Raw genomic sequence first — 23,882 nt, 5'->3', positions numbered from 1 at the left:
TCGTGACCATGCTGTGAATCGACCGAATGAGGAATATGAACGCGGAGCAGGCCGGGGCAATCCAAGACGACGATGTCGTCGAGTATGACGACGCCTCGCTTCAGTCGGCAGACCCGGTCGAACGCCAGCTAGCCGCGGCACGCAAGGACCTCTTGGATATGTCCTTGCGAAATAAGATGCTCAATTATCGGGAGACCAAAGCAACGTCTCTCCGGATTCACAACCGAGACTCCGCGAGCGTCTGGCAGTCGCTCTATGAAGAGAGCGGGGATCTGCCATTCCTGGCGACGACGAAGCAAGCTGCTGCCGCTGCCGAAGGCTCCGACGTTGACGCCCCTCTCGATCTCAGCGACGACTTGGGCGGCACGTTCGACGCCGCCTCCGACCCGGAAAACGTGCATGGTCGGGCGCTGGCAACTCGCCTGGACAGCGAAGCGTTGTTCCGTCGCCTGCTTCGTATCAGTGCTACGGCCCACACGCTTCTAGAGGAACAAGGCGTCAACTCGCTGTTCTTAGCGATCGGCTTCCTAGTTTGGTACGAGAGCGACACTGCCGATACCCCGAGGCGAGCACCGCTAGTGCTCCTGCCCGTCCAGTTGGTACGCACCCGTCGTGGCGAAAGCTTCTCGCTGGCGCACGACGGCAACGACGTTACCGAGAACCTCTCGCTGCGCGAGAAGTTGCGCCTGGAGTTCGGGATCGAGTTGCCGGACTTCCCGTTCGAAGGAGATGGCGACAACACCCCAGAACTTGAGGACTACTTCGCGGACGTTGCGGCTGCTGTTTCGGTGCAGCCACGTTGGTCTGTTGACACCGAGGCAGTCCAGCTTGGCTTCTTCTCATTCACCCGCTTCCTCATGTACAAGGACTTAGACCCGAAGTCCTGGCCCGAGAACGAAAGCCCAGCCCTCCATCCGGTGCTTCGCAAGCTCCTGTCGCCGGGGGGTGGCTTCGCTAACGATCCGTCCTCAAACATTGACTTCGAGGCATTCGATGAGGAGTTCGACATTACGACCTCGGGTTTTGTCATGGATGCCGATGGCAGCCAGGCGCGTGCTGTGCTGGAGGTGGCTGCGGGAGCCAACCTCGTCATCCAGGGACCACCGGGTACAGGTAAGTCGCAGACCATCACCAACGTCATCGGCAACGCACTCGCCCAGGGCAAGCGTGTCCTCTTTGTCGCGGAGAAGCTGGCGGCCCTAAACGTCGTGAAGCAGCGCTTGGACGAGGCTGGCATCGGCGTGGCCGCCCTGGAGCTCCACAGCAGCCGAGCAACCAAGGCTGGTGTCATCGCAGAGATCGAACGCACGCTGGCGGATGCCCGCGTCGCTGGCGGCTCAACTCCGTCGAGCCCGGCCGCAGAACTGGCTCGGACGAAGTCCACCCTCAACGCCTATGAAGCGGTGGTCAGCGAACGCCGAGGGCCGACGGCATCAACGTTTGTCGAGGCCCTCGGTCAGCAGTTGGCGCTCGATGACAAGGTCGGCGCTGACTACGAGTTCGAAGACGGCTCCCTCGTCGGAATGTCGAAAGACGACCACGAGCTTGCGCTGACGACGCTTGCCGAGGCAGATCAGGCGATCGCCTCCTTGGGCGACCCGTCGCGTTCAGTGTTCCGCCACACCGCGCTGGAGGCGGCACCTGTGTTCTTCGAGGACACGGCACCCAAGAAAGTCGATGAAGCTCTCAGCGCGCTGACGACGCTGGATGAGCGCGGGGTGGCACTCGCCACAAGTCTCGGTGTTGAGTGGGACGGTCGATGGGGCACGGTGGAGACCCTGGCACGAACAGCCGAACTTCTTGCCCGGCGGCCGGATCTCACTGGGCTGGCGCTGGACGGGCAGGTCTGGAAAGCGCGGTCGGCAGAGCTGGTTGACAGTTTCACGACCGGGCTCGCCGGTGCGGAGGTTCGAGAAGGACGAGACGGTCAACTCAACGAGCTCGCCTGGTCGGTGCCCGACGCTTTGTCCCACATCCAGAACTTGCGGGACGGACAGCGCGGCTGGTTCGCCCGTCTCGGGCGACGCTATCAGGGGAGTCGCCGCTGGGCACAGGCGCTCTATCGGGAAGCACCGCCGAAGGATGCCAAGTCTCTCACTGATCTGGCACAGGACATCCTGCGGGCACAGGAGTGCGACGAAGTCCTCCGTCAGCAAGGCGGCTTGCTGGGTGCGGCGTTCAGCGGCGACCTGCCGAAAACGGCCCAAGCCTGGCGACAAGCAGCGCAGGCGTGCGAGTACCTAACTGCATTCTTCGAGGCCGTGCAATCTGGAACGCTCGTGCCTGGTGCCGAGTTGTCGCTCGGACGCGACTTCGATGCCAATAGGCTGCCGAGCGACGCGGTCGACCTAATCGCCGCTGATTCCGAGGCTAGGCGACTGCTCGCGGACCTCTGGGCCTTTCTCGGCCTGACCGAAGCGGACCAGATCGCGGAAACACCCGAGATTCGGCAGACGGCGTATCTGGCCGAGCGTGTGGGCAAGGAGCTCGCTGCGCTACGATTCGCACCGCGACTTACTAAGGCGTCCAACGCCCTGCGGGGTCTCGGACTGACGCGCTATGCCGACATGCTTTGGGATTGGGAACCCAAGCCCTACAGCGCAGTCGATGTCTTCCGTCGTTCCTACTACCGTGCGCTGACGACTCAGACGTTCGAGTCGAACTGGGGTCTGCTCGCGGATCTCGACTCCGACGCCCATGACCGTGTCGCCGAAGAGTTCCGCACGCTGGACAAGAGGACTTGGCAAGAACATGCCCGGCGCGAACTGGCTGCCGCCCTGCGGGAACAGATGCCCGCTCAGACCGGCGTCGGGGAGATGCGGATCATCGCCCGCGAGATGGCCAAGAAGAAGCGACACCTCCCGATCAGGAAACTGCTCGAGCAGGCGGGGCCGGCTCTGCAGCTCATCAAGCCGGTCTTCATGATGAGCCCGCTGTCCATCGCGCAGTTCCTGCCTCGTGGTGCAGTCCACTTTGACCTCGTGGTGTTTGACGAAGCATCTCAGGTCCGGGTAGCCGATGCGCTAGGTGCGATCGTCCGCGGCCGCCAGGTTGTCGTCGTGGGCGACAACAAGCAGATGCCGCCGACCAACTTCTTCAACAAGATGGTCGAGTCGGACGACGAGGACAGCGAGACGGCCGACATCGAGAGTGTGCTCAGCATGTTCCAGCTCGCCGGAGCACGCGAAGCCTCGCTCCAATGGCACTACAGAAGCAAGGATCCGACACTTATCTCGGTGTCGAATCAGGAGTTCTACAACCGCAGCCTGATCCTGTTCCCCTCCACGCAACACGGCTCGGACAAAACGACGGGCCTGCATTTCCACTACGACCCGACAGCCCTCTACGAGCGCGGTCGTACCCAAACCAATCCGCAGGAAGCAGAAATCGTGGCAGCAGCGGTCATCGCCCACGCCCGTGACAACCTCCAGGCCGCCACTCCCAAATCGCTCGGCGTCGTAGCGCTGAGTCTGAAGCAGCGGGAGGCCATTGAGTTCGCCGTCGAGCGGCAGCGTCGCCTCAACCCCGATGTCGAGAGCTTCTTCGCTGAAGGCAAGCTCGATTCGTTCTTCATCAAGAACCTCGAAAGCGTCCAGGGGGACGAGCGTGACGTGATCTTCATCAGCGTTGGTTACGGACGCTGGGAGGGCGGGCGCGTCGCGCAGGAGTTCGGCCCAATCAACCGGGACGGGGGTGAGAAGCGACTTAACGTCCTGATCACGCGAGCCAAGGAGCGCATCGACGTGTTTAGCAATTTCCGCGGCGGTGATCTGCAACTGGCAGCAGGAGCAAGCAAGGGCCTCACCGTTCTCAAGCGATTCCTCGCCTATGCCGAGACGGGCGAGCTGGAAACCTTTGGTGAGACCGGCCGAGCCACCGACTCTCCCTTCGAGGATCAGGTGCGTTCGGCCGTAGAAGCGCTCGGCTACAACGTCGAGCCACAAGTCGGAGAGGCTGGATACTTCATCGACCTTGCTGTGCGTCACCCCGAGCTACCCGGCAAATATATCCTGGCGATCGAGTGCGACGGTGCTGCCTACCACAGCTCCCTCTGGGCTCGGGATCGTGATCGGCTACGCCAAGAAGTGCTAGAAAGCCTGGGCTGGCGATTCCACCGCGTCTGGAGCACCGACTGGTTCCGTGATGCTTCCCGCAAACGCGAGATCGAGAAGATTCGCCTGGCCATCGAATCAGCCATTGATGCCGACGCCGCGAAGCAATCGACAGGCCACCTCAGCATGGTCCCATCCGCAACGGAACCCTCCACTTTCCAAGGAGATCCTGCTCCAGTTGAAGTCATGGCGGAGGCCCCTGCGTCGGTTGCTCAGTCCTATGTTGTGAAGGACATCGTGCGCAGCAACGGCTACCTCGATCTCCACGAAGTGCAATACCAACCCCTGCTAGATCGCACCGTTGAAGTCTTGACGGTCGAGACGCCGATGCACTTCGATCAGCTCGTCAACCGATTCAAGGATGCCTGGGGGATGGGGCGCGCGGGGGATCGGAGTCGGAATCACCTGAGGCGCATGGCTCAATTCGGACACAAGGCTGACCGCTTCATTGTGGACGGCGACTTCCTGTACCTCGATGAGTCGCGTTCCGCCACCGTCCGAAATCGCGCAGAACTCGCTACTGCCGAACGTCGGATTGAGTACGTAGCGCCGGAAGAGCTGGACGCGGCTATCAAGCAGATCGTCCGTGATGGCGTCAGTGCGAGCGAGGACGAGATCTGCACCCTCGTAACTCGTCTGCTCGGATTTGCCCGAACAAGTCAAGACATGCGTGACGTGCTGGTTCGCCGCATCGAAGCCCTCTCGGACGGTGCGGCCCTCACCAAGATCGGTGACCGATACTCTTTCCCGCGCTAGTGGATCAGGTGTAGTGGTGGCTCTGTGTCCTCTCGCCATACTCGACAAATGCGCGGCAGTCACCCTGATCGGCCGCCTCCGAGGGGCAGCAACGTGGAACCCGAACCGTCGTGGATTTCTGTTCTGGATCGGCATCGAACCGCGGACGGTTCAGAGTGCCGTCGCGTGCGGCTTGATCATGCGCTTAACCCACGCCAGAATGCTTGGATGGGAACATCTTTCGAGCAATTCAGGGCCGTGTTGGGCAATGACTTTGCTCGGCGCGCGGTCGGACTCGATATCTCAACCAGTGAGGCGGAGCGCATCGTTGCCGACCCGGTGCTCGCGCGGGCGTACTACGACAACTGGAGCAGAATCCAACCCAAAGTAGTTCCGACTCAGCACGTCATACTGCCACCCGCGAATCAGGAGCGGCAGTCGCCCCCGAATCCGCAGGCGCCACAAAATATATCGACGTCAACGGCACCCTTTGGGCGGCCGGATCATGTTTCGGCGTCGATTGGACATCCCCACAAGTTAGGGTCATCGATAACTGGGATGGTGCTCGCCATTGTAGGGTACTTCTTTACGGGCACATGGCTTTCTCTCATCGGCGTGGTCGGACTTGGCATTAGCATTTATGCGATCGTCGCCGCGAGAGCCGCAAGGCCAAGACCGGGGTGGAAGGCCGGTCTTACGTTAGGCATCATCGGCACCGTTGCGGGCGGCTGCGCACTGATCCTCTTCTTTGCTTATCTCTCCGGGTACTACTACTGATGACATGGCAAGTGTCCACCGTCCGCGCAGCTGGTGCTTGAATCGCGGCAGCAGGCAAGGTGACCAAAGGTGCTAAGGAAGGCGCGAGAGGCCGAGGTCAGACCAACTCCGTGAGTAGGGTGAGCGACTGGCGTTCTCTCAGCGTCCGATGCTTGGCGGCTCGTGATCGGGCGGGTCAGGCGACTGGAGAGTACGACCAAGGTCACGCGGGAGTGAGTGCCGCATGGTCTACTCGATCCGTCCGATGATCCATGACGGCTCAGGCACAGCGACCTTTACCCCGCAGGGGCGCAAACGTGGCAACATCCTGGCAACGAACGCTGGCGACAAGACTTTCCGCGTCGCACTCCACGCACTCCAAACTGTTGAAAACACAAGCCGAAACGGGGTCGGAGACTCCGTCGCGGGGGAGTCGATTCCCCTCTCACGGCGGTAACGCGGGTTCGAATCCCGCTGGGGTCACAACACCTCGAAAGCCCCCGGTTCGCCGGGGGCTTTCGTCATTCCCGGGCGCTCACCCCTGTCGCCAGGCGTCATCGGGAAGATGCGATCCCGCCTGCGGCCCCATCTGCAGCATCCCTCCGTCAACGGTCCAGCTGGCGCCCGTTACGTACGAGGCGGCCGGGGAGGCGAGGAAGGCGATCACTCCGGCCACCTCTTCGGCCGTTCCCGGGCGTCCGAGCGGAATTCCCGGCCGCGGAGTGGTCCAGGCGTCCTCGGAGGTCATCCCATTGGCCACGGTCGCGATCTCACCCGGGGCGACCGAGTTGGCGGTGATGCCGTAGACGCCCAGCTCCTGCGCCATGGTCTCGATCAGCCCGGTCAGGCCATGCTTGGCCGCGATATACGCACCGAGCCCGATTCGCGGCTGGTGGGCATGCACGCTGGTCACGGCGATCAGCCTGCCGCCGGTGTCCTGTGCCACCATCCGCCGGGCGGCGGCCTGCAGCCCCACGAACGCTCCGTCGAGATTCAACGCCACAGTCTCACGCCACTCGGCAACCGGGATCTCGAGCACGCTGCGTCGCACGCTCGCACCGGCGTTGTTGACGAACACGTCCAGACCGCCGAGCGTGTCGGCCAGCCGGTCCACCACCCCGGCCACCTCGTCGAGCCGTGTCGCATCGAAGTGCGTGACCACCGCCCTCCGCCCGCGCTCCCGCACCCTCTCGGCGGTGCGCTCTGCGCCGGCCTCGTCGGTGTGCCAGGTGACACCGACGTCCATCCCGGCATCGGCGAGCGCCACTGCGGTCGCTGCGCCGATCCCGGAATCGGATGCGGTGACGATGGCGAACCGGGGTGTGAATTCGGCGGCGGTCATGCCGTGACGCTACCCGTCAGTCGGCATCGGCGGTAGGGGCGGACCTCTGAGTGCGTCGACGGCGCCGGACGAGCCAGATGACGAGGATCACGACTCCGGCGATCAGCAGCCAGGGGAGCAGGAAGCCGAGGCCGATCACCAGGCCATTGAGCGTGGCGACCAGGCCGTTCCATCCGGCGAGCAGACCGTCGGTGAAGCCCGCGGGATCGGCGTCGGCGACCGCCGCCTGTTCGCTGAGCTGCACCGAGATGGTCGACATCGCCACCTGCTCCTGCAGGCTCTTCAGCTCCTGCTGGTAGCTCTCCAGCTGCGCCTGGCGATCGGTCAAGGCGGTCTCGGCGGCGATGAGGTCGCCCACGGAGCCCGATTGCGACATCAACTCGGTGAGTCGGTCGACCGAGGTCTGCGCCGCGTCGATGCGGGCCTGCAGGTCGACCGAGACGGCGGTGACGTCCTGGCGGGAGATCGACGAACGCGTGACCTCGCCGAGCCCGTCGAGCTTGCCGGTGACGTCGGTGAGATCGTCTGCGGGGATACGGATCGACACCCAGCCGGTGCCCTGGTCGATCGGTGCAGGCATGCTGGCATCCGTCTGGTTGTACCCACCGATCTCGGATGCTTCGACATAGCCGCCGAACTGGGCAGCGATCTCGGCGACCTCTTTCGCGCCGGCCTCGACATCCGCGACGACCACGCTCAACTCCGCGGTCGTGATGATCTCGCGGTCGGCGGTGGCTTCTTCGGCCGTGGGCGCCGTATCAGCAGAGACCGCACCGCCCTCCGAGGAGGTGAGGGCGTCACCTCCGGCCGCCGAATCGGCGCCCTCGAGCTCAGACAACCTGCCATCACCGGCCGAATCGCCCGCCGCGGGCGCGGGCAGGGAGTCGCTGCCGGCGCCCGTGCTCGAGCCCAGGTTGAGGAGGGCAGGAGAGACCATCGCGCCGATCGCGAAGGCAGCGGCGATACCGAGGCCGGTGATCCAGCGTCGACGCGCACGATGCGGGGGAGCTGTGGCCGAGGTCTCGCGGGGCTCGTCTTCGACGACGTCGAACACTGCGCGTTCCATGCGCTCGATCGTCGTGTCGCTCAGTGGGGGCAGTTCGCCCCGGGGATCGTCGTTCATGCGTCCTTCGCCTCCGTCACTGTCTCACGCAGATGCGTGCGTACTCGGGAGAGACGATTGCGGACCACACCGTGGGTCACGCCCAATGCGTCGGCGGCGGCTCGGTAGCCGTATCCGTCGACCGCGCACAGGCGGAAGATCTGCTGGTCCAGTTCGCTGAGGCTGCCCACCTCAGCGGTGATCAGATCGGCGAGGGCCGACGAGATGACCTGCTCCTCCACGCTGATGGTGTCGGGCAGGCGCTCATCGAGCAGTTCCGCGGTGTTGGCACGGTCGCGACGCAGCACGCGCAGCCGATTCGCCGCCTGAAAGCGGCAGATCGTCGCCAACCAGGGCAGAAGCGACTGCCCCGCCAGTTCCATGCCGGGCAGCTTGCGCCACGCGACGATGAACGTCTCCTGGGTGACGTCCTCGGCATCCCCGGTGGTCCCGAGAATGCCGTGGGCGATCCAGTAGACCGGCCGGACGTGGGCGCGATAGATCTCGCGAAAGGCCTGCTGGTCTCCCGCGGCGGCTCTCGCCGCCCACTCCTGGTCCTCGCTGCGCTGCGGCATCATGCTCCGATCGGTGTCTCTCACACAGACAGTGTCGAAGGATGCCCCATCGTCTCAGATCTGTGCGGCGACTCCCATCCGGTAGCATTGCAGCGCGAGAGGGAGTATCCCAGTTCCGCGCGTTACGTCATCACGAGCACCGCCATCGTTGCTCCGGACGCGCGACGCACCACCAGTGCGGGGGAGAGACTTTCGATCCTCATCAACCCCCTCGAAAGGTGCGTCACGCCCTTGGTTCCCATCTGGTTCGAGGTCACCTCGATGATCGTGCTGACGGTCATCCTGATCGGTGATCTCCTGCTCATCAAGCTCCGTCCGCACATCCCGTCCACCAAGGAATCGACCCTGTGGGTCGTCTTCTACGTCGCCCTCGCCCTGCTCTTCGCGGTGCTTCTGGGCAACGTCGCCGGTTGGAGCACAGCCGGCGACTTCATCACCGGTTGGGCGTTGGAATACAGCCTGTCGATCGACAATCTGTTCGTCTTCGTGCTGATCATGGCGCAGTTCGCTGTGCCGCGCCGTCTGCAGCAGTTCGTGCTGATGATCGGCATCATCATCGCCCTCGTGCTGCGCGGCATCTTCATCCTCGTCGGTGTCGCAATCGTCGAGAACTTCTCGCCGATCTTCTACATCTTCGGCGCATTCCTCATCTGGACGGCGATCCGCCAGGCCATGCCCGAGGGTGAGCACGAGAGCGACGCGCAGGCCGAGAACTTCATCGTGCGCCTGCTGCGTCGCCGCATCGACATCAGCGACGGCTATGACGGCTCCAAACTGCGCACCACTGTCGACGGCAAGCGCATGTGGACGCCGCTGATCATCGTGCTGATCACGATCGGCGTGACCGACCTCATCTTCGCGATCGACTCGATCCCCGCGATCTTCGAGATCACGACCAACGGCTTCATCGTGTTCGCGGCGAACATCTTCGCGCTCATGGGGCTGCGCCAGCTCTACTTCCTGCTCGGCGACCTGCTCGACCGCCTGCGCTACCTGCACTACGGCATCGCGGTGATCCTCGGCTTCATCGGCATCAAGCTGATCCTGCACGCGCTGCACGTGAACGAACTGCCGTTCATCAACGGCGGCGAGCACGTGGAGTGGGTGCCCGACATCAACAACATGGTCTCCCTCGGCGTGATCATCGTGTCGATGACGGTCGCCACCGTCGCCAGCCTGATCGCCTCGGCCCGCGATCGACGCCGAGACAAGAAGCTCACCAGCTGACGGCTTCGTCACGGTGGGAGGACCACCCGTCGCGCCGGTGTAAACTCACACCCATGCGGCGGGTGGTTCTCCTTCTTAGCGGCCGCGACGAGACCTCGAACTAGGCCTTCCTCGTCGCGGAGTCCGTTGCGGGCCGATCATCGAGCCAGAAGGAACAGACCGCATGACCACCGAGCATTCCCCTCGCACCCTCGCCGAGAAGGTGTGGGACGACCACCTCGTCGTGAAGGGCGAGAACGGCGAGCCCGACCTCATCTACATCGACCTGCACCTCGTGCACGAGGTCACCAGCCCCCAGGCCTTCGACGGCCTGCGCGCCGAGGGACGCCCGCTGCGCCGCCTCGACCTGACGATCGCCACCGAGGACCACAACACCCCCACCCTCGACATCGACAAGCCGATCGCCGACCTCACCAGCCGCACGCAGATCGAGACGCTGCGAGGCAACGCGGCCGAGTTCGGCGTGCGCCTGCACTCACTGGGCGACGCCGAACAGGGCATCGTGCACGTGGTCGGCCCCCAGCTGGGACTCACCATGCCTGGCATCACGGTCGTCTGCGGTGACTCGCACACCTCGACGCACGGCGCCTTCGGCGCCATGGCCTTCGGCATCGGCACCAGCGAGGTCGAGCACGTCATGGCCACCCAGACGCTGCCGCTGAAGCCCTTCAAGACGATGGCGATCAACGTCGAGGGCGAGCTGCGACCCGGCGTGACCGCGAAGGACATCATCCTTGCGGTGATCGCCAAGATCGGCACCGGCGGCGGGCAGGGCTACGTGCTCGAGTACCGCGGCAGCGCGATCCGCGCCCTCTCGATGGAGGGCCGGATGACGATCTGCAACATGTCGATCGAGGCCGGTGCTCGCGCGGGCATGGTCGCCCCGGACGAGACGACCTTCGCCTACCTCGAGGGCCGCCCGCACGCGCCGCAGGGCCAGGACTGGGATGACGCGGTCGCGTACTGGCGCACGCTGCCCACGGATGAGGGCGCCGCCTTCGACGCCGAGGTGTTCATCGACGCGAACACGCTCGAGCCGTTCGTCACCTGGGGAACCAACCCCGGCCAGGGCAGCTCGCTGTCGGCATCCGTTCCCGACCCGGCCGAGATCGCCGACCTCAACGAGCGCACCGCGGCCGAGCGGGCGCTCGAGTACATGGATCTCACGCCCGGCACGCCGCTGAAGGACGTCGCGGTGGATGCCGTGTTCATGGGCTCGTGCACGAACAGCCGCATCGAAGACCTGCGCGCTTTCGCCTCGATCGTCAAGGGTCGCAAGAAGGCCGAGGGCGTGCGGGTGATGGTCGTGCCCGGATCGGCGCGGGTGCGCCTGGAGGCCGAGGCCGAGGGCCTTGACAAGGTGTTCACCGACTTCGGTGCCGAGTGGCGCTTCGCCGGATGCTCGATGTGCCTCGGCATGAATCCCGATCAGCTCGCCCCGGGGGAGCGTTGCGCCTCCACCTCGAACCGCAACTTCGAGGGGCGTCAGGGCAAGGGCGGTCGCACGCACCTCGTCTCACCCCTGGTCGCCGCGGCGACCGCCGTGCGCGGCACCCTGTCCAGCCCGAGCGACCTGGAGGCCTGATCATGGAGAAGACCACCACCCACACCGGCATCGCCGCGCCGCTGAAGCGCTCGAACGTCGACACCGACCAGATCATCCCGGCGGTGTTCCTCAAGCGCGTCACCAAGACGGGCTTCGAGGATGCCCTCTTCCACGGCTGGCGTCAGGACCCCGACTTCGTGCTCAACCAGCCGGCCTACGCCGGTGCTTCCGTACTCGTGGCCGGGCCCGATTTCGGCACCGGATCCTCGCGTGAACACGCGGTCTGGGCGCTGCGCGACTTCGGCTTCAAGGTCGTGCTCAGCCCCCGCTTCGCCGACATCTTCCGCGGCAACTCGGGCAAGCAGGGCCTGCTCGCCGCGACCGTCGATGAGGCCGACATCGAGCGCATCTGGGCACTGCTCGACGAACAGCCCGGACGTCAGATCACCGTCGACCTCGAGGCTCGCACCGCGACCATTGCCGACCCGGCGACGGGGGAGACGGTGTTCCAGACCCCTATCGGGATTGACGATTACACTAGGTGGCGGCTCCTTGAAGGGCTCGATGACATCGGGCTCACGCTGCGCAACGAAGACAAGATCGCGCAGTTCGAGGCCCGCCGCGAGTCGTGGCGGCCACGTACGCTCCCTGTCCGCTAGGCAGGGAAGCCGGTGGGCCCGGGGCCACGAGCCCCTCGGTGAAAGCCGGGAAGACATGAGATCCTGCGGCAACCGCCGAGGACGCAGACGAAGAAGAGGGCCGAATGACGACACCCGTGCGCGACGCTGACCTTGACGAGAAGCCGGTCCCGGCCGGATCCGTCCTCGCGATCCGCGGCGGACGTCCACTGCGTGGGCGTGTGGACGTCAAGGGAGCGAAGAACATCGCCACCAAGGCGATGGTCGCCTCTCTGCTGGGCGAGACCACGAGCATCCTGCGCGACGTGCCGGACATCAGCGATGTCGCCGTCGTGAAGTCGCTGCTCGAGGTGCACGGCGTCGGCGTGACGGAGGGCGACGAGCCGGGCTCGCTCGTGCTCGACCCCAGCGCGGTCGAGTCGGCGCACTACGAGGAGATCGACGCGCACGCGGGTGCGTCTCGCATCCCGATCCTGTTCTGCGGTCCGCTGCTGCATCGCCTCGGCCAGGCGTTCATCCCCGACCTCGGCGGATGCCGCATCGGTGACCGCCCGATCGACTTCCACCTCGACGCACTGCGCAAGTTCGGCGCCGTCGTCGAGAAGCAGCCCAGCGGCATCCGCCTCTCGGCGCCGAACGGCCTCAAGGGTGCGAACATCCACCTGCCGTACCCGAGCGTCGGCGCCACGGAGCAGGTGCTGCTCACTGCCGTCCGCGCCAAGGGCACGACCGAGCTGCGCAACGCGGCCATCGAGCCCGAGATCATGGACCTCATCGCGGTGCTGCAGAAGATGGGCGCGATCATCTCGTACGAGCCCAACCGCGTCATCCTCATCGAGGGCGTCGAGCACCTGCGCGGCTACGATCACCGCAACATCTTCGATCGCAACGAGGCTGCCTCGTGGGCGTGCGCCGCGCTGGCGACCGACGGCGAGATCTTCGTCGGCGGCGCCAAGCAGCAGGAGATGCTCACCTTCCTCAACGTGTTCCGCAAGGCCGGCGGCTGGTTCGACGTGCAGGAAGACGGCATCCTCTTCCGTCGTGATGGCGAGCTCAAGCCCGTCATCGTCGAGACCGACGTGCACCCCGGGTTCATGACCGACTGGCAGCAGCCGCTCATCGTCGCGCTCACCCAGGCGAATGGTCGCTCGATCGTGCACGAGACGGTGTACGAGAACCGCTTCGGATTCACCGCCGCGCTCGTCAAGATGGGCGCCGACATCGTCGTGCACCCGCACGGACTGCAGGACGGTCCGCGCCGAGTTCCGCGCCGCGAGCTCGAGCAGGCCGCAGTGATCACGGGCCCGACGGCCCTGCACGCCGCCGACATCGTCGTGCCCGATCTGCGCGGCGGCTACAGCCACGTGATCGCCGCACTGACGGCCGAGGGTGAGTCGCGGGTGTCGGGTGTCGACATCCTGAGCCGCGGCTACGAGAAGTTCCTCGACAAGCTCTCCGCACTCGGCGCGGACTTCGACGTCGTTCGGTGATCTGATGGCTGCCTCTGAACGTGGTCGGGCGCCGCTGTTCTGGCCGCTTGCGGCAGTGGTGATCCCGTTCATCTCGTATCTGGCCAAGATCCGCATCACCGGCGGCGAGAAGCTGCCGGCGCAGGGCGCCTTCGTCCTGGCGCCCAACCACTACTCCGAGTTCGACCCGCTGATCGTCGCGGTCGCGGTGTGGCGGATGAAGCGTCTGCCGCGGTTCATGGCGAAGGAGAGCCTGTTCCGGGTGCCGGTGCTGGGGTCGATCCTGCGGGCGACCGGCATGATCCCGGTCGCGCGCACGTCGTCGGCTGCCTCGGCCAAGCAGACCATGGCGCAGTCGCGGGATCTCGTGGAGCACGGGCGTGGCGTGATCGTCTACCCCGAGGGCACGCTCACCCGCGACCCGGAGCTGTGGCCGATGCGTGGCAAGTCCGGGGCGGTGCGTCTGGCGCTGGCCGGCGACATCCCGCTGATTCCTATGGCCCAGTGGGGCACGCAGCGCATCATGGGTCGCTACCAGAAGGGCCTCAGCTTCTGGCCTCCGCGTAAGCCGGTGCAGATCATCGTGGGCGACCCGGTGGACCTGTCGGACCTGCGCGAGCGGGCGCATGAGCCGGCGGCGCTGAACGAGGCCACGCGCCGGCTGATGGATGCCATCACCGGGCTGCTCGAGCAGGCGCGAGGCGAGAAGGCTCCGGCTGAGCGCTGGAACCCCTCCGACCACGGACAGAAGGAGACGGGGCGTCTTGACTCCTAGACGACAGGTCGAACCCGCGGGTCCGCGCGTCGCCGTCATCGGCGCCGGCAGCTGGGGCACCACGTTCGGCAAGATCCTCGCCGACGGCGGCGCACAGGTGACCATGTGGGCGCGACGCCCCGAGCTCGCGCACGAGATCGCCGAGGCCAAGCGCAACTCCAAGTACCTGCCGGGCATCAACCTGCCGCGCAACATGGGCGCCACGCACGAGCTTGCCCGCGCCCTCGACGGTGCCGAGCAGGTGTACCTGTCTGTCCCCAGCCAGTCGCTGCGGGAGAACCTCAAGGCGCTTCGCCCCCTGCTCGATGGCACGGACACACCCGTGGTCAGCCTGATGAAGGGCGTGGAGCGTTCGACCGGGTTGCGGATGAGCCAGGTCATCGAGCAGGAGCTGCGCTGCGACCCGCTCTTGATCGCCGTGGCATCGGGCCCCAACCTCGCTCTCGAGATTGCCCGCGAGCAGCCCACCGCCGCCGTGATCGCCTCACGCAGCCAGGAGACGGCCGACATGGTCGCTCGCACGGCGCGCAACCACTACTTCCGGTCGTTCGTGAACACCGATGTGATCGGTACCGAGTTCGGCGGCGTGCTGAAGAACCTCATCGCGGTGGCGATCGGCATCGTCGACGGCGTCGGCTATGGCGAGAACACCAAGGCGTCGATCATCACGCGCGGTCTGGTCGAGATGACCGACTTCGCTGTCGCGAACGGCGCACAGCCAGAGACGCTGCAGGGGCTCGCAGGGCTCGGCGACCTGATCGCCACCTGCCAGTCGCCGCTGAGCCGCAACAACACCGCCGGCCGACTGCTCGGCCAGGGCTACAGCTTCCAGGATGTGGTGAAGCAGATGGAGCAGACGGCCGAGGGCCTGGCATCCGTCGCCCCCGTGCTGCAGCTGGCCCGGGAAGCCGACGTGTACATGCCCATCGTGGAGCAGGTGAAGATGGTGCTCGACGGGACGATGAACCCGCGCGACATCGCACCCCACCTGACCACCGACGACGACACCCCGCAGGGGGAGAGGACCAATCTTGGAGAAGCAGACCGTGGCGGTGCTCTTTGGCGGGCGATCGAGCGAGCACTCGATCAGTTCCGCCACGGCGGGCGGAGTGCTGACCGCGATTGATCGCGATCGGTATGACGTGATCCCGGTCGGGATCACCCGCGAGGGCGCCTTCGTGCTCGAGCAGGATGACCCCGCCAAGTTCGCCCTCGACGCCGCGAAGCTGCCCGAAGTAGTCGACAACGGCACCCGGGTGAGCTGGCCGCAGCCGAACGGCGACCGTCACCTGCGGGTGACGCTGGACGACGGCTCCGACGTCGACCTCGGCGAGATCGACGTGGTGCTGCCGCTGCTGCACGGCCTGCACGGCGAGGATGGCGCGATCCAGGGCTTCTTCGACGTGCTCGAGATACCCTACGCCGGTGGCGGCATCCTCGACTCGGCCGTCAGCCTCGACAAGCACTTCACCAAGCTCGCCCTCACCGCTGCCGGCATCTCGGTCGCCCCCGGCATCACCCTGCGCCGCGCCCAGTGGGAGCGTGATGCGGATGCCGTCCGCGCGGCGATCGACGCCCTCGGCGATGTGGTGTTCGTCAAGCCGGCCAGCGCGGGCTCCAGTGTCGGCGTGTCGCGGGTTGTGGGCGGTGTCGAGCTCGACGAGGCGCTGCGCATCGCCTTCGATGAAGACGACAAGGTGCTCGTCGAGACCAGCGTCGCCGGTCGCGAGGTCGAGGTGGGTGTGCTCGCCGGCCGTGGCGGTGCGCCGGCCCGTGCCTCGCTTCCCGGCGAGATCGTGCTCACCTCGCGCAGCTTCTACGACTTCGAGGGCAAGTACCTCGGCGGCGAGGGCGTCGACGTCGTGTGCCCCGCCGATCTCGACGAGGATCTCATCGAGCGTCTGCGCGAGACCGCGGTGCGTGCGTTCGAGGCGGTCGACGGCAAGGGCCTGGCCCGGGTCGACTTCTTCGTCACCCCGCAGGGCGAGCTGGTCGTCAACGAGCTGAACACCATGCCCGGGTTCACCCCGATCTCGATGTTCCCCAAGTGCTGGATCGCGACCGGCCTCAGCTACGGCGAACTGATCACCGAACTGATCGAAACGGGTCTCGAGCGCTGAGAGCTCGCCTTCGGGCCCGCCGCGGGCGTCAGCCCTCGATGGTGTTGGGCGCCGTGCACGCGCGCTCCGCGGGGATCATCCGCAGCGCCGACACCAGCGACGGGTTCGAGAGCACCTCGTTCGAGCTCAGGCGCTCGGTGTCGACGTATACCTGCACGGCGGGATCCCGACCATAGGTCGTCATCCGCATCATGGGGGCTTCGGACTCGTCGACGAGCCAGTCGATGCCCTCCAGGGTCACGCACTGCAGCTCGGCGGTCGGCCCCGGCACCGTTACGCCGCAGGAGAGGATCACCGACACCGGGTCACCCCACGAACCGGTCGCCTGCGCGTCGGTCCAGCGCCGCTCCTGATCGGCGATCGCCTGCGGCAGGCGCACCGTGACTTCCGCGCACAGCGGGTTGTTGGCGTCATCCGCCGGCTCGAGGTGCACGGTACCGGCACAGCCGCTCAACACGAGGATCGCCAGCACCCCCAGAACGGATGCGAGACGGCGGAGCATGCTTCCAGGCTACCGTTGTGGGCATGGCATCCGAACCCGCAGGCGACCCCACGGTCGCCGAGATCTCCGAGGGTGAGGTGCTGCGGGCCATCCTCGCGCGCACCGCGCCGGCCGCCGCGACCGTCATCGGCCCCGGTGACGACGCGGCCGTGATCGCCGCGGCATCCGGCGCCGTCGTCGCCACGACGGACACCCTGGTCGAGGGGCCGGACTTTCGCACCGCGTGGTCGAGCGGTTTCGACCTCGGCTGGAAGGCAGCGGCGGTCAACCTTGCCGACGTCGCCGCCATGGGCGCCGCACCGACCGCGCTGCTGGTGGCACTGGCCGTGCCACGGAGCACCCGGCTGTCGTACATCACTGACATGGCAGACGGCTTTCGCGAGGCCTGTGCTGCCCTGGCGCCCGGCTGCGCGGTCGTGGGTGGGGATCTGACGGTCTCGGATGTGCTCACCGTCGCCGTGACGGCGCTCGGCGATCTGCGGGGCCTGGCGCCCGTCACCCGCTCCGGCGCGCGCGTCGGTGACGCCGTGGCGCTGGCGGGAGAGATGGGGGAGGCGGCGACCGGGCTCGCCCTGCTGTTCGGCCGCTTCCGCGACGGTGAGCACGCTGTCCCTGTCGACCGTTCGGCGCTCGATGCACGGGAGCGGCGCGCCCTGGACGCGCAGCTGCGCCCGGCGCCCCCCGTCGGACTCGGCCCGGTAGCAGCTGCGGCCGGTGCGACGGCGATGATGGACGTCTCGGACGGCCTGGCGCTGGATGCTACCCGCCTCGCGCGAGCATCGGCGGTGACGATCGAACTCGACCTGAGTGCGCTCGGCGCCGAGCCGCGACGCGCGTTGGCCGGCGGCGAAGACCACGCGCTGCTGGCGACGTTCCCCGACGGGATTCTGCCGCCGGGCTTCCGCCGGATCGGCACAGTGCTCGCGGCCGGCGAGCACCCGCTGATGTGCGGGGGAGAGCCGGTCGATCCCAGCGGGTGGGACCCCTACCGCGACTGGGACGCGACGGTCGCCTGAGCGGTCCCGGTCGCGGCATCCTCGACCGGTGTCGCCCACCACAGCCGCGTGTCGCCGTAGGTCTTCTCGCGCACAAGTTCGAGGCCGGCAGCGGCGAGGGCCGGTGCCGTCGCGCGCTTGCCGCGCTCGATCACGACGATCGCGTCCGGTGAGAGCAGCGGCGCGAGCGCCGCGAGATCGGCATCCATCGCCGCATCGTCGAGATCGTACGGTGGGTCGGTGAACACGAGGTCGTAGGGCCCCGCGGCGCGCCCGAGGAAGGCGTGCACGGTGCTCTGGTGCACGCGGCCGGCAGGGGAGACACCCATCGACTTGGCCACTGCCCCCAGGTTGCGGGAGACGACGGATGCCGCGGCCCGTCCGCGCTCGACGAGGTCGACGGTGGCGGCGCCTCGACTCCAGGCTTCCAGCCCGAGCGCCCCGCTGCCGGCGTACAGGTCGAGCACGCGGGCGCCGTCGATGGCGTCCATGGACTCCAGGGCGCCGAACAGGGATTCGCGAACCCGGTCGCTGGTCGGGCGGGTGCCGGCATCCGGCACATCGAGGCGGACGCCGCGGGCCGCTCCGGCGATGATCCTGGTCACCCGTTCACGATACGACACCAGGACGGGAGGGTCGGCGCCCCTCTCTAGACTCGTCCCATGGCCTACCTGCTCGACGCGCCCCTGTCTGAGGCGTTGGGTGCCGCACCGGCGAAGTCACTCGATCGTGCCTTCAGCATGAAGACCGTGGGCGACCTGCTGGCGCACTACCCGCGCCGGTACGCCGACCCGGGCGAGCTGACACCGATCCGCGACCTGCCGATGGGTGAGACGGTCACGATCGTGGCCGAGGTGCTCTCGTCGACCGTGCGCCTCATGCGCAACCGCAGGGGCGCCATGCTCGAGGTGATCATCGGTGACGGCATCGGCCGCATGTCGCTGACGTTCTTCGCCAAGAACGAGGGCCAGGCGAAGTGGCGGCAGAACGAGCTCGCCATCGGCCGCCGCGGGGTCTTCTCGGGCAAGGTGGGCATGTTCAACAACACCACGCAGTTCGCCCACCCCGAGTACGAGCTCTTCGACGACGCGGATGCCGCACAGCGCAGCGCGGATGCCCGCGCGAACGTGCCGATCCCGATCTACCCGGCGACGTCGGCTCTGCAGACCTGGCAGATCGCGAAGTTCGTCGGGTTAGCGCTGGATGGTCTCGGCCCGGTACCCGACCCCTTGCCCGACGACATACGTGTGCGTGAGGGGCTGCTCACCGCGCGGGAGGCACTCGATCGGATCCACCGCCCACCGACGCGCAACGACATCGACCCCTCCGTGCGCACGCTGCGGATGCATGAGGCGCTGACCCTGCAGACGGCCCTGCTGCAGCAGCGTGACCGCGTACGGGCGCTGACCACCTCGCCCCGGCGGGCAGCAGACGGGGGCCTGCTCGAGCGCTTCGATGCGGCGCTCCCGTTCTCGCTCACCCCCGACCAACAGGCTGTGGGCGAGCAGATCGCGGCCGACCTCGCCGGCGACCACCCGATGAACCGGCTCGTGCAGGGCGAGGTCGGTTCGGGCAAGACCCTCGTCGCGCTGCGGGCGATGCTGCAGGTCGCCGAGTCCGGCGGACAGGCTGCCCTCATCGCACCCACCGAGGTACTCGCCGCCCAGCACCTGCGCTCGATCACCCGCATGCTCGGGCCGCAGCTCGCCCCCGAGCTCATCCCGACGCTGCTCACCGGCCAGATGTCGGCGCCTGAACGTCGCAAGGCGGCGCTGCGGGTGGCCTCCGGTCAGGCGCGCATCGTGATCGGCACGCACGCACTGCTCTCCGACAAGACGACCTTCGCCGACCTCGGCCTTGTCGTGGTCGACGAGCAGCATCGCTTCGGCGTCGAGCAGCGCGAGACACTGCGTGCCAAGGGCACGAGCCCGCACGCGCTGGTGCTCACCGCGACCCCCATTCCGCGCACGGTCGCGATGACCGTGTTCGGCGATCTCGACACCTCGGTGATCCGCAGCATGCCGGCCGGCCGCGCCGGCATCGAGACCTTCGTGGCGCCGCTGGCCGATCACCCGAACTGGTTCCAGCGGGTGTGGGAGCGCGCCGCTGAAGAGATCGCGCAGGGGCGGCAGGTGTTCGCGGTCTGCGCGGCGATCGACACGGTGGGCGACACGACTGAGGCGGACGCCGCACCCCCGGCCGACGGTGACGCTCGCGGGCCGCGCTGGGGTGTGGTGCAGCTCGACGAGGCGCTCGCGACGCATCCGCGCCTCTCGCAGGTGCGCCGGGCCGTGCTGCACGGGCGGATGCCGGCGGATGAGAAGGATGCCGTGATGCAGGCCTTCGCCCGCGGCGAGATCGACCTGCTCATCGCCACGACGGTGATCGAGGTCGGGGTGGACGTGCCGAACGCCTCGACCATGATCATCCTCGACGCCGACCGGTTCGGTGTCTCGCAGCTGCATCAGCTGCGCGGCCGTGTCGGCCGCGGGTCGGTGCCAGGCTTGTGCCTGCTGGTCACCGAGGCCGAGCTCGGCACACCGGCCCGCGAGCGGGTGGATGCCGTGGCCGCGACCCTCGACGGCTTCGAGCTCGCCGAGGTCGACCTCGAACTGCGCGGCGAGGGAGACGTGCTGGGCGCCACGCAGTCGGGCGTGCGCTCCTCGCTGCGGCTGTTGCGGGTGGTGAAGGATGCCGGGCTCATCAGCGACGCCAGATGGCTCGCCGAGGGCATCCTGGCGGCTGATCCTGAGCTCGAGCATCACGGCGGTCTGCGCGCCGCGATCGAACGCCGCGTGAGCGACGATGACCGCGCGGCGCTGAGCAAGAACTAAGCGTTCTCGCGGCGTCGGTCCGGGTGATCGGTGTGTCTTAGGCTGAGAGCATGCGATGCACTGAGCGATCAAAGGAGTCGAAGTGAACAACAGGATCGCCGTCGTTCCCGGTTCTTTCGATCCCCCCACCCTCGGACATCTCGATGTCATCCGGCGCGCCGCGAAGCTCTATGACGAGCTGCACGTACTGGTGGTGCACAACCCGGGCAAAGAGGCGATGCTGCCGATCGCGCAGCGCCTGACCCTGCTTGAGCAGTCGATCGCCGAGGCCGGCATCGAGGGGCACATCATCGTCGGCTCATGGAGCATGGGCCTGCTCGTCGACTACGCGCGCGATGTCGACGCCGGGGTGCTGGTCAAGGGCATCCGCTCTCAGGTGGACGTCGCGTACGAATCCCCGATGGCGATCGTGAACCGACACCTCGCCGACATCGAGACGGTGTTCCTGCTGCCCGACCCCGCACACGCGCTCGTCTCGAGCTCGCTGGTGCGCCAGGTAGCCGGACTCGGCGGCGATGTGTCGCCGTTCGTGCCGCCGGTGGTCGCCGCCTTCCTCGACACCGGGGCGCGCGGGATCTGATCCACGACCCGGCCTTCTCGGCTGGTTCGGCGGGTAGCATGGCGGGGTGAGATCCCGACTGAACGGTCCCTTTGTCCTGCCCGCCCGCGACATCGTCCGCAAGCCGGGCGAGATGCGCGAACACGCCTTCTCGGTGACCCTGCCCGAGCAGTGGGGGGAGGGCATCGTCTCGATCCCTGCCGGCGAAACCCTCGACCTCGACGTGCGTCTGGAGTCGGTGCACGAGGGCATCCTGGTCTCGGGAACGGTCGATTCGGAGTACGTCGGAGTGTGCGGTCGGTGCCTCACCGACATCACCGCGCCTGTCGAAGTCGAGTTCCAGGAGCTTTTCGCGTATCCTGGTGAGGAAGAAACTGACTTCGAGGTTCAAGACGACCACGTGGATCTTGAAACTCTGGTCAGGGATGCGATTGTTTTGTCGCTTCCATTTCAGCCGGTGTGTCAGCCGGATTGCCTGGGTCTCGACCCGAACACGGGTGAGAAGTTGACCGAGAGCACTGGCGCAGAGAGCGAAGCTCCCATCGATCCTCGATGGAGCGCGCTCCGACAGATCACAGACCAAGACGGCACGGCAGAGAGCCGGGCCGCCGAGAAAGAAGAGAGCTAGTCATGGCTGGTAACCCCCCGAAGCGCAAGGTCTCCCGTTCGAACACCCGCTCGCGCCGTGCGCAGTGGAAGGCCGAGGCCCCCGCGCTGGTGAAGACCGTCGAGAACGGCAAGGTCGTCTACAGCCGTCCGCACCAGGCCAAGGTTGTCACCGACTCGCAGGGCACCGAGCTGTTCCTCGAGTACAAGGGCCGCAAGGTCGCTGACGTCTGATCTGACGAACGTGACCGAGGTCCCCACGGGGGAGCGACCTCTCACCGAGAAGCTCGGCGTCGACATTGACGCCGAGCTTCTTGAGCGAGCGCTGACGCATCGCTCGTACGCGTACGAGCACGGCGGCATCCCGCACAACGAACGGCTGGAGTTCCTCGGGGACTCGGTGCTCGGTCTTGCGGTGACGGTGATGCTGTTCACCACGAACCCCGATCTCGACGAGGGCGCGCTGGCGAAGCGACGCGCGAGTGTCGTCTCGACGGTGGCGCTGGCCGAGGTTGCGCGCGGGATCGGACTCGGTGCCTATCTGCGTCTCGGTCGTGGTGAGGAGAACACCGGCGGTCGCGACAAGGACTCGATCCTCGCCGACACGATGGAAGCGGTGTTCGGGGCGACGTTCCTGTCGGCGGGACAGGAAGCCGCGACCGAGCTCATCCTGCGGCTCACCCAGCCGCTGCTTGCCGACCCCGAACGCTACGGCGCGGCCATGGACCCGAAGACGAGCCTGCAGGAGCTGGCGGCGCGTTTGGGCTCCCCGGCGCCGCACTATGCCGTCGTTTCGTCGGGGCCCGACCATGACCGTCTGTTCACCGCGACGGTGACGGTGGGTGAGGTTAGCACGACGGGCGCGGGCACCAGCAAGAAGACTGCTGAAATGGCCGCAGCGCTCAACGCGTGGCGACAGCTCAGCCAAGACGTCTGAACGACACTGTGCCTGAGCTCCCCGAGGTCGAGGTCGTCCGCGCCGGGCTGGCACCGGCGGTCGTGGGCGCGCGCATCACTGCTGTCGACGTGATCGACGAGCGCGCGCTGACCCGGCATCCTGCCGGCGCCGCCGACTTCGTCTCGCGCCTGGAGGGCGCGCGGGTGGCGGCTGCGGCGCGCCGCGGCAAGTTTCTCTGGCTGCCGCTCGAGGGTGACGAGCAGGCCTTGATGGCCCATCTCGGCATGAGCGGTCAGATGTTGCTGCGGGTGCCGGATGCCGCGCCCGAGCGGCACGAGCGGGTGCGGCTGCACGTCGAGCATCCCGCGCACGGGCGGCTCGCGGTGGTCTTCAGTGATCAGCGCACGTTCGGTTCCCTCGCCGTCGACGAGCTGATCGACACGCCGGATGCCGCCCCTGGTGGCTTCGGGACCCCGCTCGCGCGCATCCCGACGCAGGCCGCCCACATCGCGCGCGATCCGCTGGATACGGCCTTCGACGATGCCGGGTTCATCGCTACCGTAGGTCGGCGATCCAGCGCGATCAAGCGTCTGCTGCTGGACCAGAACCTGGTCAGCGGCATCGGCAACATCTACGCCGACGAGTCACTGTGGGCGTCGCGTATCCATCCCGAAACGCCCGGTACGCGGTTGTCTGCGCGGGCCGTCCGTCGGCTGCTGGGCGAGGTGCGCCTGGTGCTGGAGAAAGCCCTGGCCGAGGGCGGGACGAGCTTTGACGCGCAGTACGTGAATGTCAACGGGCAGGCTGGCTACTTTTCCCGACATTTATGTGTCTATGGTCTGGCCGGACAACCCTGCCCTCGCTGCGGGACGCCAATCAGGCGCGTTGCCTTCATGAACCGCTCGTCGCACTTCTGCCCACGGTGTCAGCGCCTTCGCAAAAACAGCCTCTGATCTGCTGTTATGGGCGCAGTCGGTCGTCACGGATTCAGTGCCATCCTCTCCCAAACGCCCATCTTCTTGGGTTCGAACGGTGGGACACATCTGGACGCGTTTTGCCACATCAACGTGACATGGTGTGTAGAAGGATGA

Annotated in this window: 21 protein-coding genes; 16 read left to right on the top strand and 5 right to left on the bottom strand. The window is 66.7% G+C overall.

Features of this window, described 5'->3' with window-relative positions:
- Positions 1 to 35 precede the first annotated feature (35 nt).
- Both WDU93_RS14515 and WDU93_RS14510 read left to right on the top strand, forming a co-directional pair.
- Entirely contained in the window at positions 36 to 4,868 is a 4,833-nt protein-coding gene (locus WDU93_RS14515; RefSeq protein ID WP_337321944.1) for a DUF4011 domain-containing protein, read from the top strand.
- Positions 4,869 to 5,075: 207 nt separating this feature from the next.
- On the top strand, positions 5,076 to 5,624 hold the full coding sequence (locus WDU93_RS14510; protein ID WP_337321943.1) for a hypothetical protein: 549 nt from the start codon (positions 5,076 to 5,078) through the stop codon (positions 5,622 to 5,624).
- A 514-nt stretch (positions 5,625 to 6,138) separates the two neighbouring features.
- On the opposite strand, the gene WDU93_RS14505 is transcribed toward WDU93_RS14510, so the two are convergent.
- The 3 genes from WDU93_RS14505 to WDU93_RS14495 are packed head-to-tail and all read right to left on the bottom strand — an operon-like array spanning position 6,139 to position 8,622.
- Positions 6,139 to 6,945 (bottom strand): SDR family oxidoreductase, encoded by an 807-nt coding sequence (locus WDU93_RS14505; RefSeq protein WP_337321941.1) that lies wholly within the window; start codon positions 6,943 to 6,945, stop codon positions 6,139 to 6,141.
- 16 nt (positions 6,946 to 6,961) lie between these two features.
- On the bottom strand, positions 6,962 to 8,068 hold the full coding sequence (locus WDU93_RS14500; RefSeq protein ID WP_337321939.1) for a DUF4349 domain-containing protein: 1,107 nt from the start codon (positions 8,066 to 8,068) through the stop codon (positions 6,962 to 6,964).
- The gene (locus tag WDU93_RS14495) at positions 8,065 to 8,622 is read right to left on the bottom strand and encodes an RNA polymerase sigma factor (protein WP_337321976.1); all 558 of its coding nucleotides are present in this window, start codon (positions 8,620 to 8,622) and stop codon (positions 8,065 to 8,067) included. The genes WDU93_RS14500 and WDU93_RS14495 overlap by 4 nt, the downstream gene beginning before the upstream one ends.
- Before the next feature lie 231 nt (positions 8,623 to 8,853).
- On the opposite strand from WDU93_RS14495, the gene WDU93_RS14490 reads away from it, so the two are divergent.
- From WDU93_RS14490 to WDU93_RS14460, 7 genes are all read left to right on the top strand, one after another.
- Positions 8,854 to 9,849 carry a TerC/Alx family metal homeostasis membrane protein gene (locus WDU93_RS14490; protein WP_337321937.1) on the top strand — a complete coding sequence of 332 codons (996 nt, stop codon included), beginning with the start codon at positions 8,854 to 8,856 and terminating at the stop codon, positions 9,847 to 9,849.
- 163 nt (positions 9,850 to 10,012) lie between these two features.
- Complete coding sequence (gene leuC, locus WDU93_RS14485) at positions 10,013 to 11,434, top strand: 3-isopropylmalate dehydratase large subunit (protein ID WP_337321935.1); 1,422 nt, start codon at positions 10,013 to 10,015, stop codon at positions 11,432 to 11,434.
- A gap of 2 nt (positions 11,435 to 11,436) precedes the next feature.
- The gene (gene leuD / locus WDU93_RS14480; RefSeq protein ID WP_337321932.1) at positions 11,437 to 12,054 is read left to right on the top strand and encodes a 3-isopropylmalate dehydratase small subunit; all 618 of its coding nucleotides are present in this window, start codon (positions 11,437 to 11,439) and stop codon (positions 12,052 to 12,054) included.
- Positions 12,055 to 12,158: 104 nt separating this feature from the next.
- The gene (gene murA / locus WDU93_RS14475; RefSeq protein WP_337321930.1) at positions 12,159 to 13,523 is read left to right on the top strand and encodes a UDP-N-acetylglucosamine 1-carboxyvinyltransferase; all 1,365 of its coding nucleotides are present in this window, start codon (positions 12,159 to 12,161) and stop codon (positions 13,521 to 13,523) included.
- A 4-nt stretch (positions 13,524 to 13,527) separates the two neighbouring features.
- Positions 13,528 to 14,277, top strand: coding sequence for a lysophospholipid acyltransferase family protein (locus tag WDU93_RS14470; protein ID WP_337321927.1), 750 nt, complete (start codon positions 13,528 to 13,530; stop codon positions 14,275 to 14,277).
- A complete protein-coding gene (locus tag WDU93_RS14465; protein WP_337321925.1) occupies positions 14,267 to 15,403 on the top strand; it encodes an NAD(P)H-dependent glycerol-3-phosphate dehydrogenase in 1,137 nt (378 codons plus the stop codon). Before WDU93_RS14470 ends, WDU93_RS14465 begins: the two co-directional genes overlap by 11 nt.
- Positions 15,309 to 16,397: a D-alanine--D-alanine ligase family protein gene (locus tag WDU93_RS14460; protein ID WP_337321923.1), complete on the top strand. Its 1,089-nt coding sequence runs from the start codon at positions 15,309 to 15,311 to the stop codon at positions 16,395 to 16,397. The genes WDU93_RS14465 and WDU93_RS14460 overlap by 95 nt, the downstream gene beginning before the upstream one ends.
- Before the next feature lie 28 nt (positions 16,398 to 16,425).
- Here the strand turns inward: WDU93_RS14460 and WDU93_RS14455 are convergent, their stop codons facing one another.
- Positions 16,426 to 16,899 carry a DUF3515 family protein gene (locus WDU93_RS14455; RefSeq protein ID WP_337321920.1) on the bottom strand — a complete coding sequence of 158 codons (474 nt, stop codon included), beginning with the start codon at positions 16,897 to 16,899 and terminating at the stop codon, positions 16,426 to 16,428.
- A 23-nt stretch (positions 16,900 to 16,922) separates the two neighbouring features.
- Between WDU93_RS14455 and thiL the strand changes: the two genes are divergently transcribed.
- Positions 16,923 to 17,915, top strand: coding sequence for a thiamine-phosphate kinase (thiL, locus tag WDU93_RS14450; RefSeq protein ID WP_337321918.1), 993 nt, complete (start codon positions 16,923 to 16,925; stop codon positions 17,913 to 17,915).
- On the opposite strand, the gene rsmD is transcribed toward thiL, so the two are convergent.
- The gene (rsmD, locus tag WDU93_RS14445) at positions 17,885 to 18,499 is read right to left on the bottom strand and encodes a 16S rRNA (guanine(966)-N(2))-methyltransferase RsmD (RefSeq protein WP_337321915.1); all 615 of its coding nucleotides are present in this window, start codon (positions 18,497 to 18,499) and stop codon (positions 17,885 to 17,887) included. The two genes, thiL and rsmD, sit on opposite strands and share 31 nt — an antisense overlap.
- Positions 18,500 to 18,556: 57 nt before the next feature.
- On the opposite strand from rsmD, the gene WDU93_RS14440 reads away from it, so the two are divergent.
- The 6 genes from WDU93_RS14440 (at position 18,557) to mutM (ending at position 23,744) form a co-directional block, all read left to right on the top strand.
- Entirely contained in the window at positions 18,557 to 20,728 is a 2,172-nt protein-coding gene (locus WDU93_RS14440) for an ATP-dependent DNA helicase RecG (RefSeq protein WP_337321912.1), read from the top strand.
- A gap of 82 nt (positions 20,729 to 20,810) precedes the next feature.
- Complete coding sequence (coaD, locus tag WDU93_RS14435) at positions 20,811 to 21,308, top strand: pantetheine-phosphate adenylyltransferase (RefSeq protein ID WP_337321909.1); 498 nt, start codon at positions 20,811 to 20,813, stop codon at positions 21,306 to 21,308.
- Between the two features lie 112 nt (positions 21,309 to 21,420).
- The gene (locus tag WDU93_RS14430) at positions 21,421 to 21,915 is read left to right on the top strand and encodes a YceD family protein (RefSeq protein ID WP_337321905.1); all 495 of its coding nucleotides are present in this window, start codon (positions 21,421 to 21,423) and stop codon (positions 21,913 to 21,915) included.
- 2 nt (positions 21,916 to 21,917) lie between these two features.
- Positions 21,918 to 22,127, top strand: a complete 210-nt coding sequence (rpmF, locus tag WDU93_RS14425; RefSeq protein ID WP_050721097.1) for a 50S ribosomal protein L32 — start codon at positions 21,918 to 21,920, stop codon at positions 22,125 to 22,127.
- A 1-nt stretch (position 22,128) separates the two neighbouring features.
- Positions 22,129 to 22,830 (top strand): ribonuclease III, encoded by a 702-nt coding sequence (gene rnc / locus WDU93_RS14420; protein ID WP_420064182.1) that lies wholly within the window; start codon positions 22,129 to 22,131, stop codon positions 22,828 to 22,830.
- Between the two features lie 8 nt (positions 22,831 to 22,838).
- Positions 22,839 to 23,744, top strand: a complete 906-nt coding sequence (gene mutM, locus WDU93_RS14415; protein WP_337321881.1) for a bifunctional DNA-formamidopyrimidine glycosylase/DNA-(apurinic or apyrimidinic site) lyase — start codon at positions 22,839 to 22,841, stop codon at positions 23,742 to 23,744.
- The last annotated feature ends 138 nt before the right edge of the window (positions 23,745 to 23,882 follow it).

It is taken from the genome of Microbacterium istanbulense (genome assembly GCF_037204145.1).
Lineage (GTDB): Bacteria > Actinomycetota > Actinomycetes > Actinomycetales > Microbacteriaceae > Microbacterium > Microbacterium istanbulense.
Note: the sequence above shows the minus strand (reverse complement) of the source record. Positions and strands in the feature narration are given on the sequence as shown.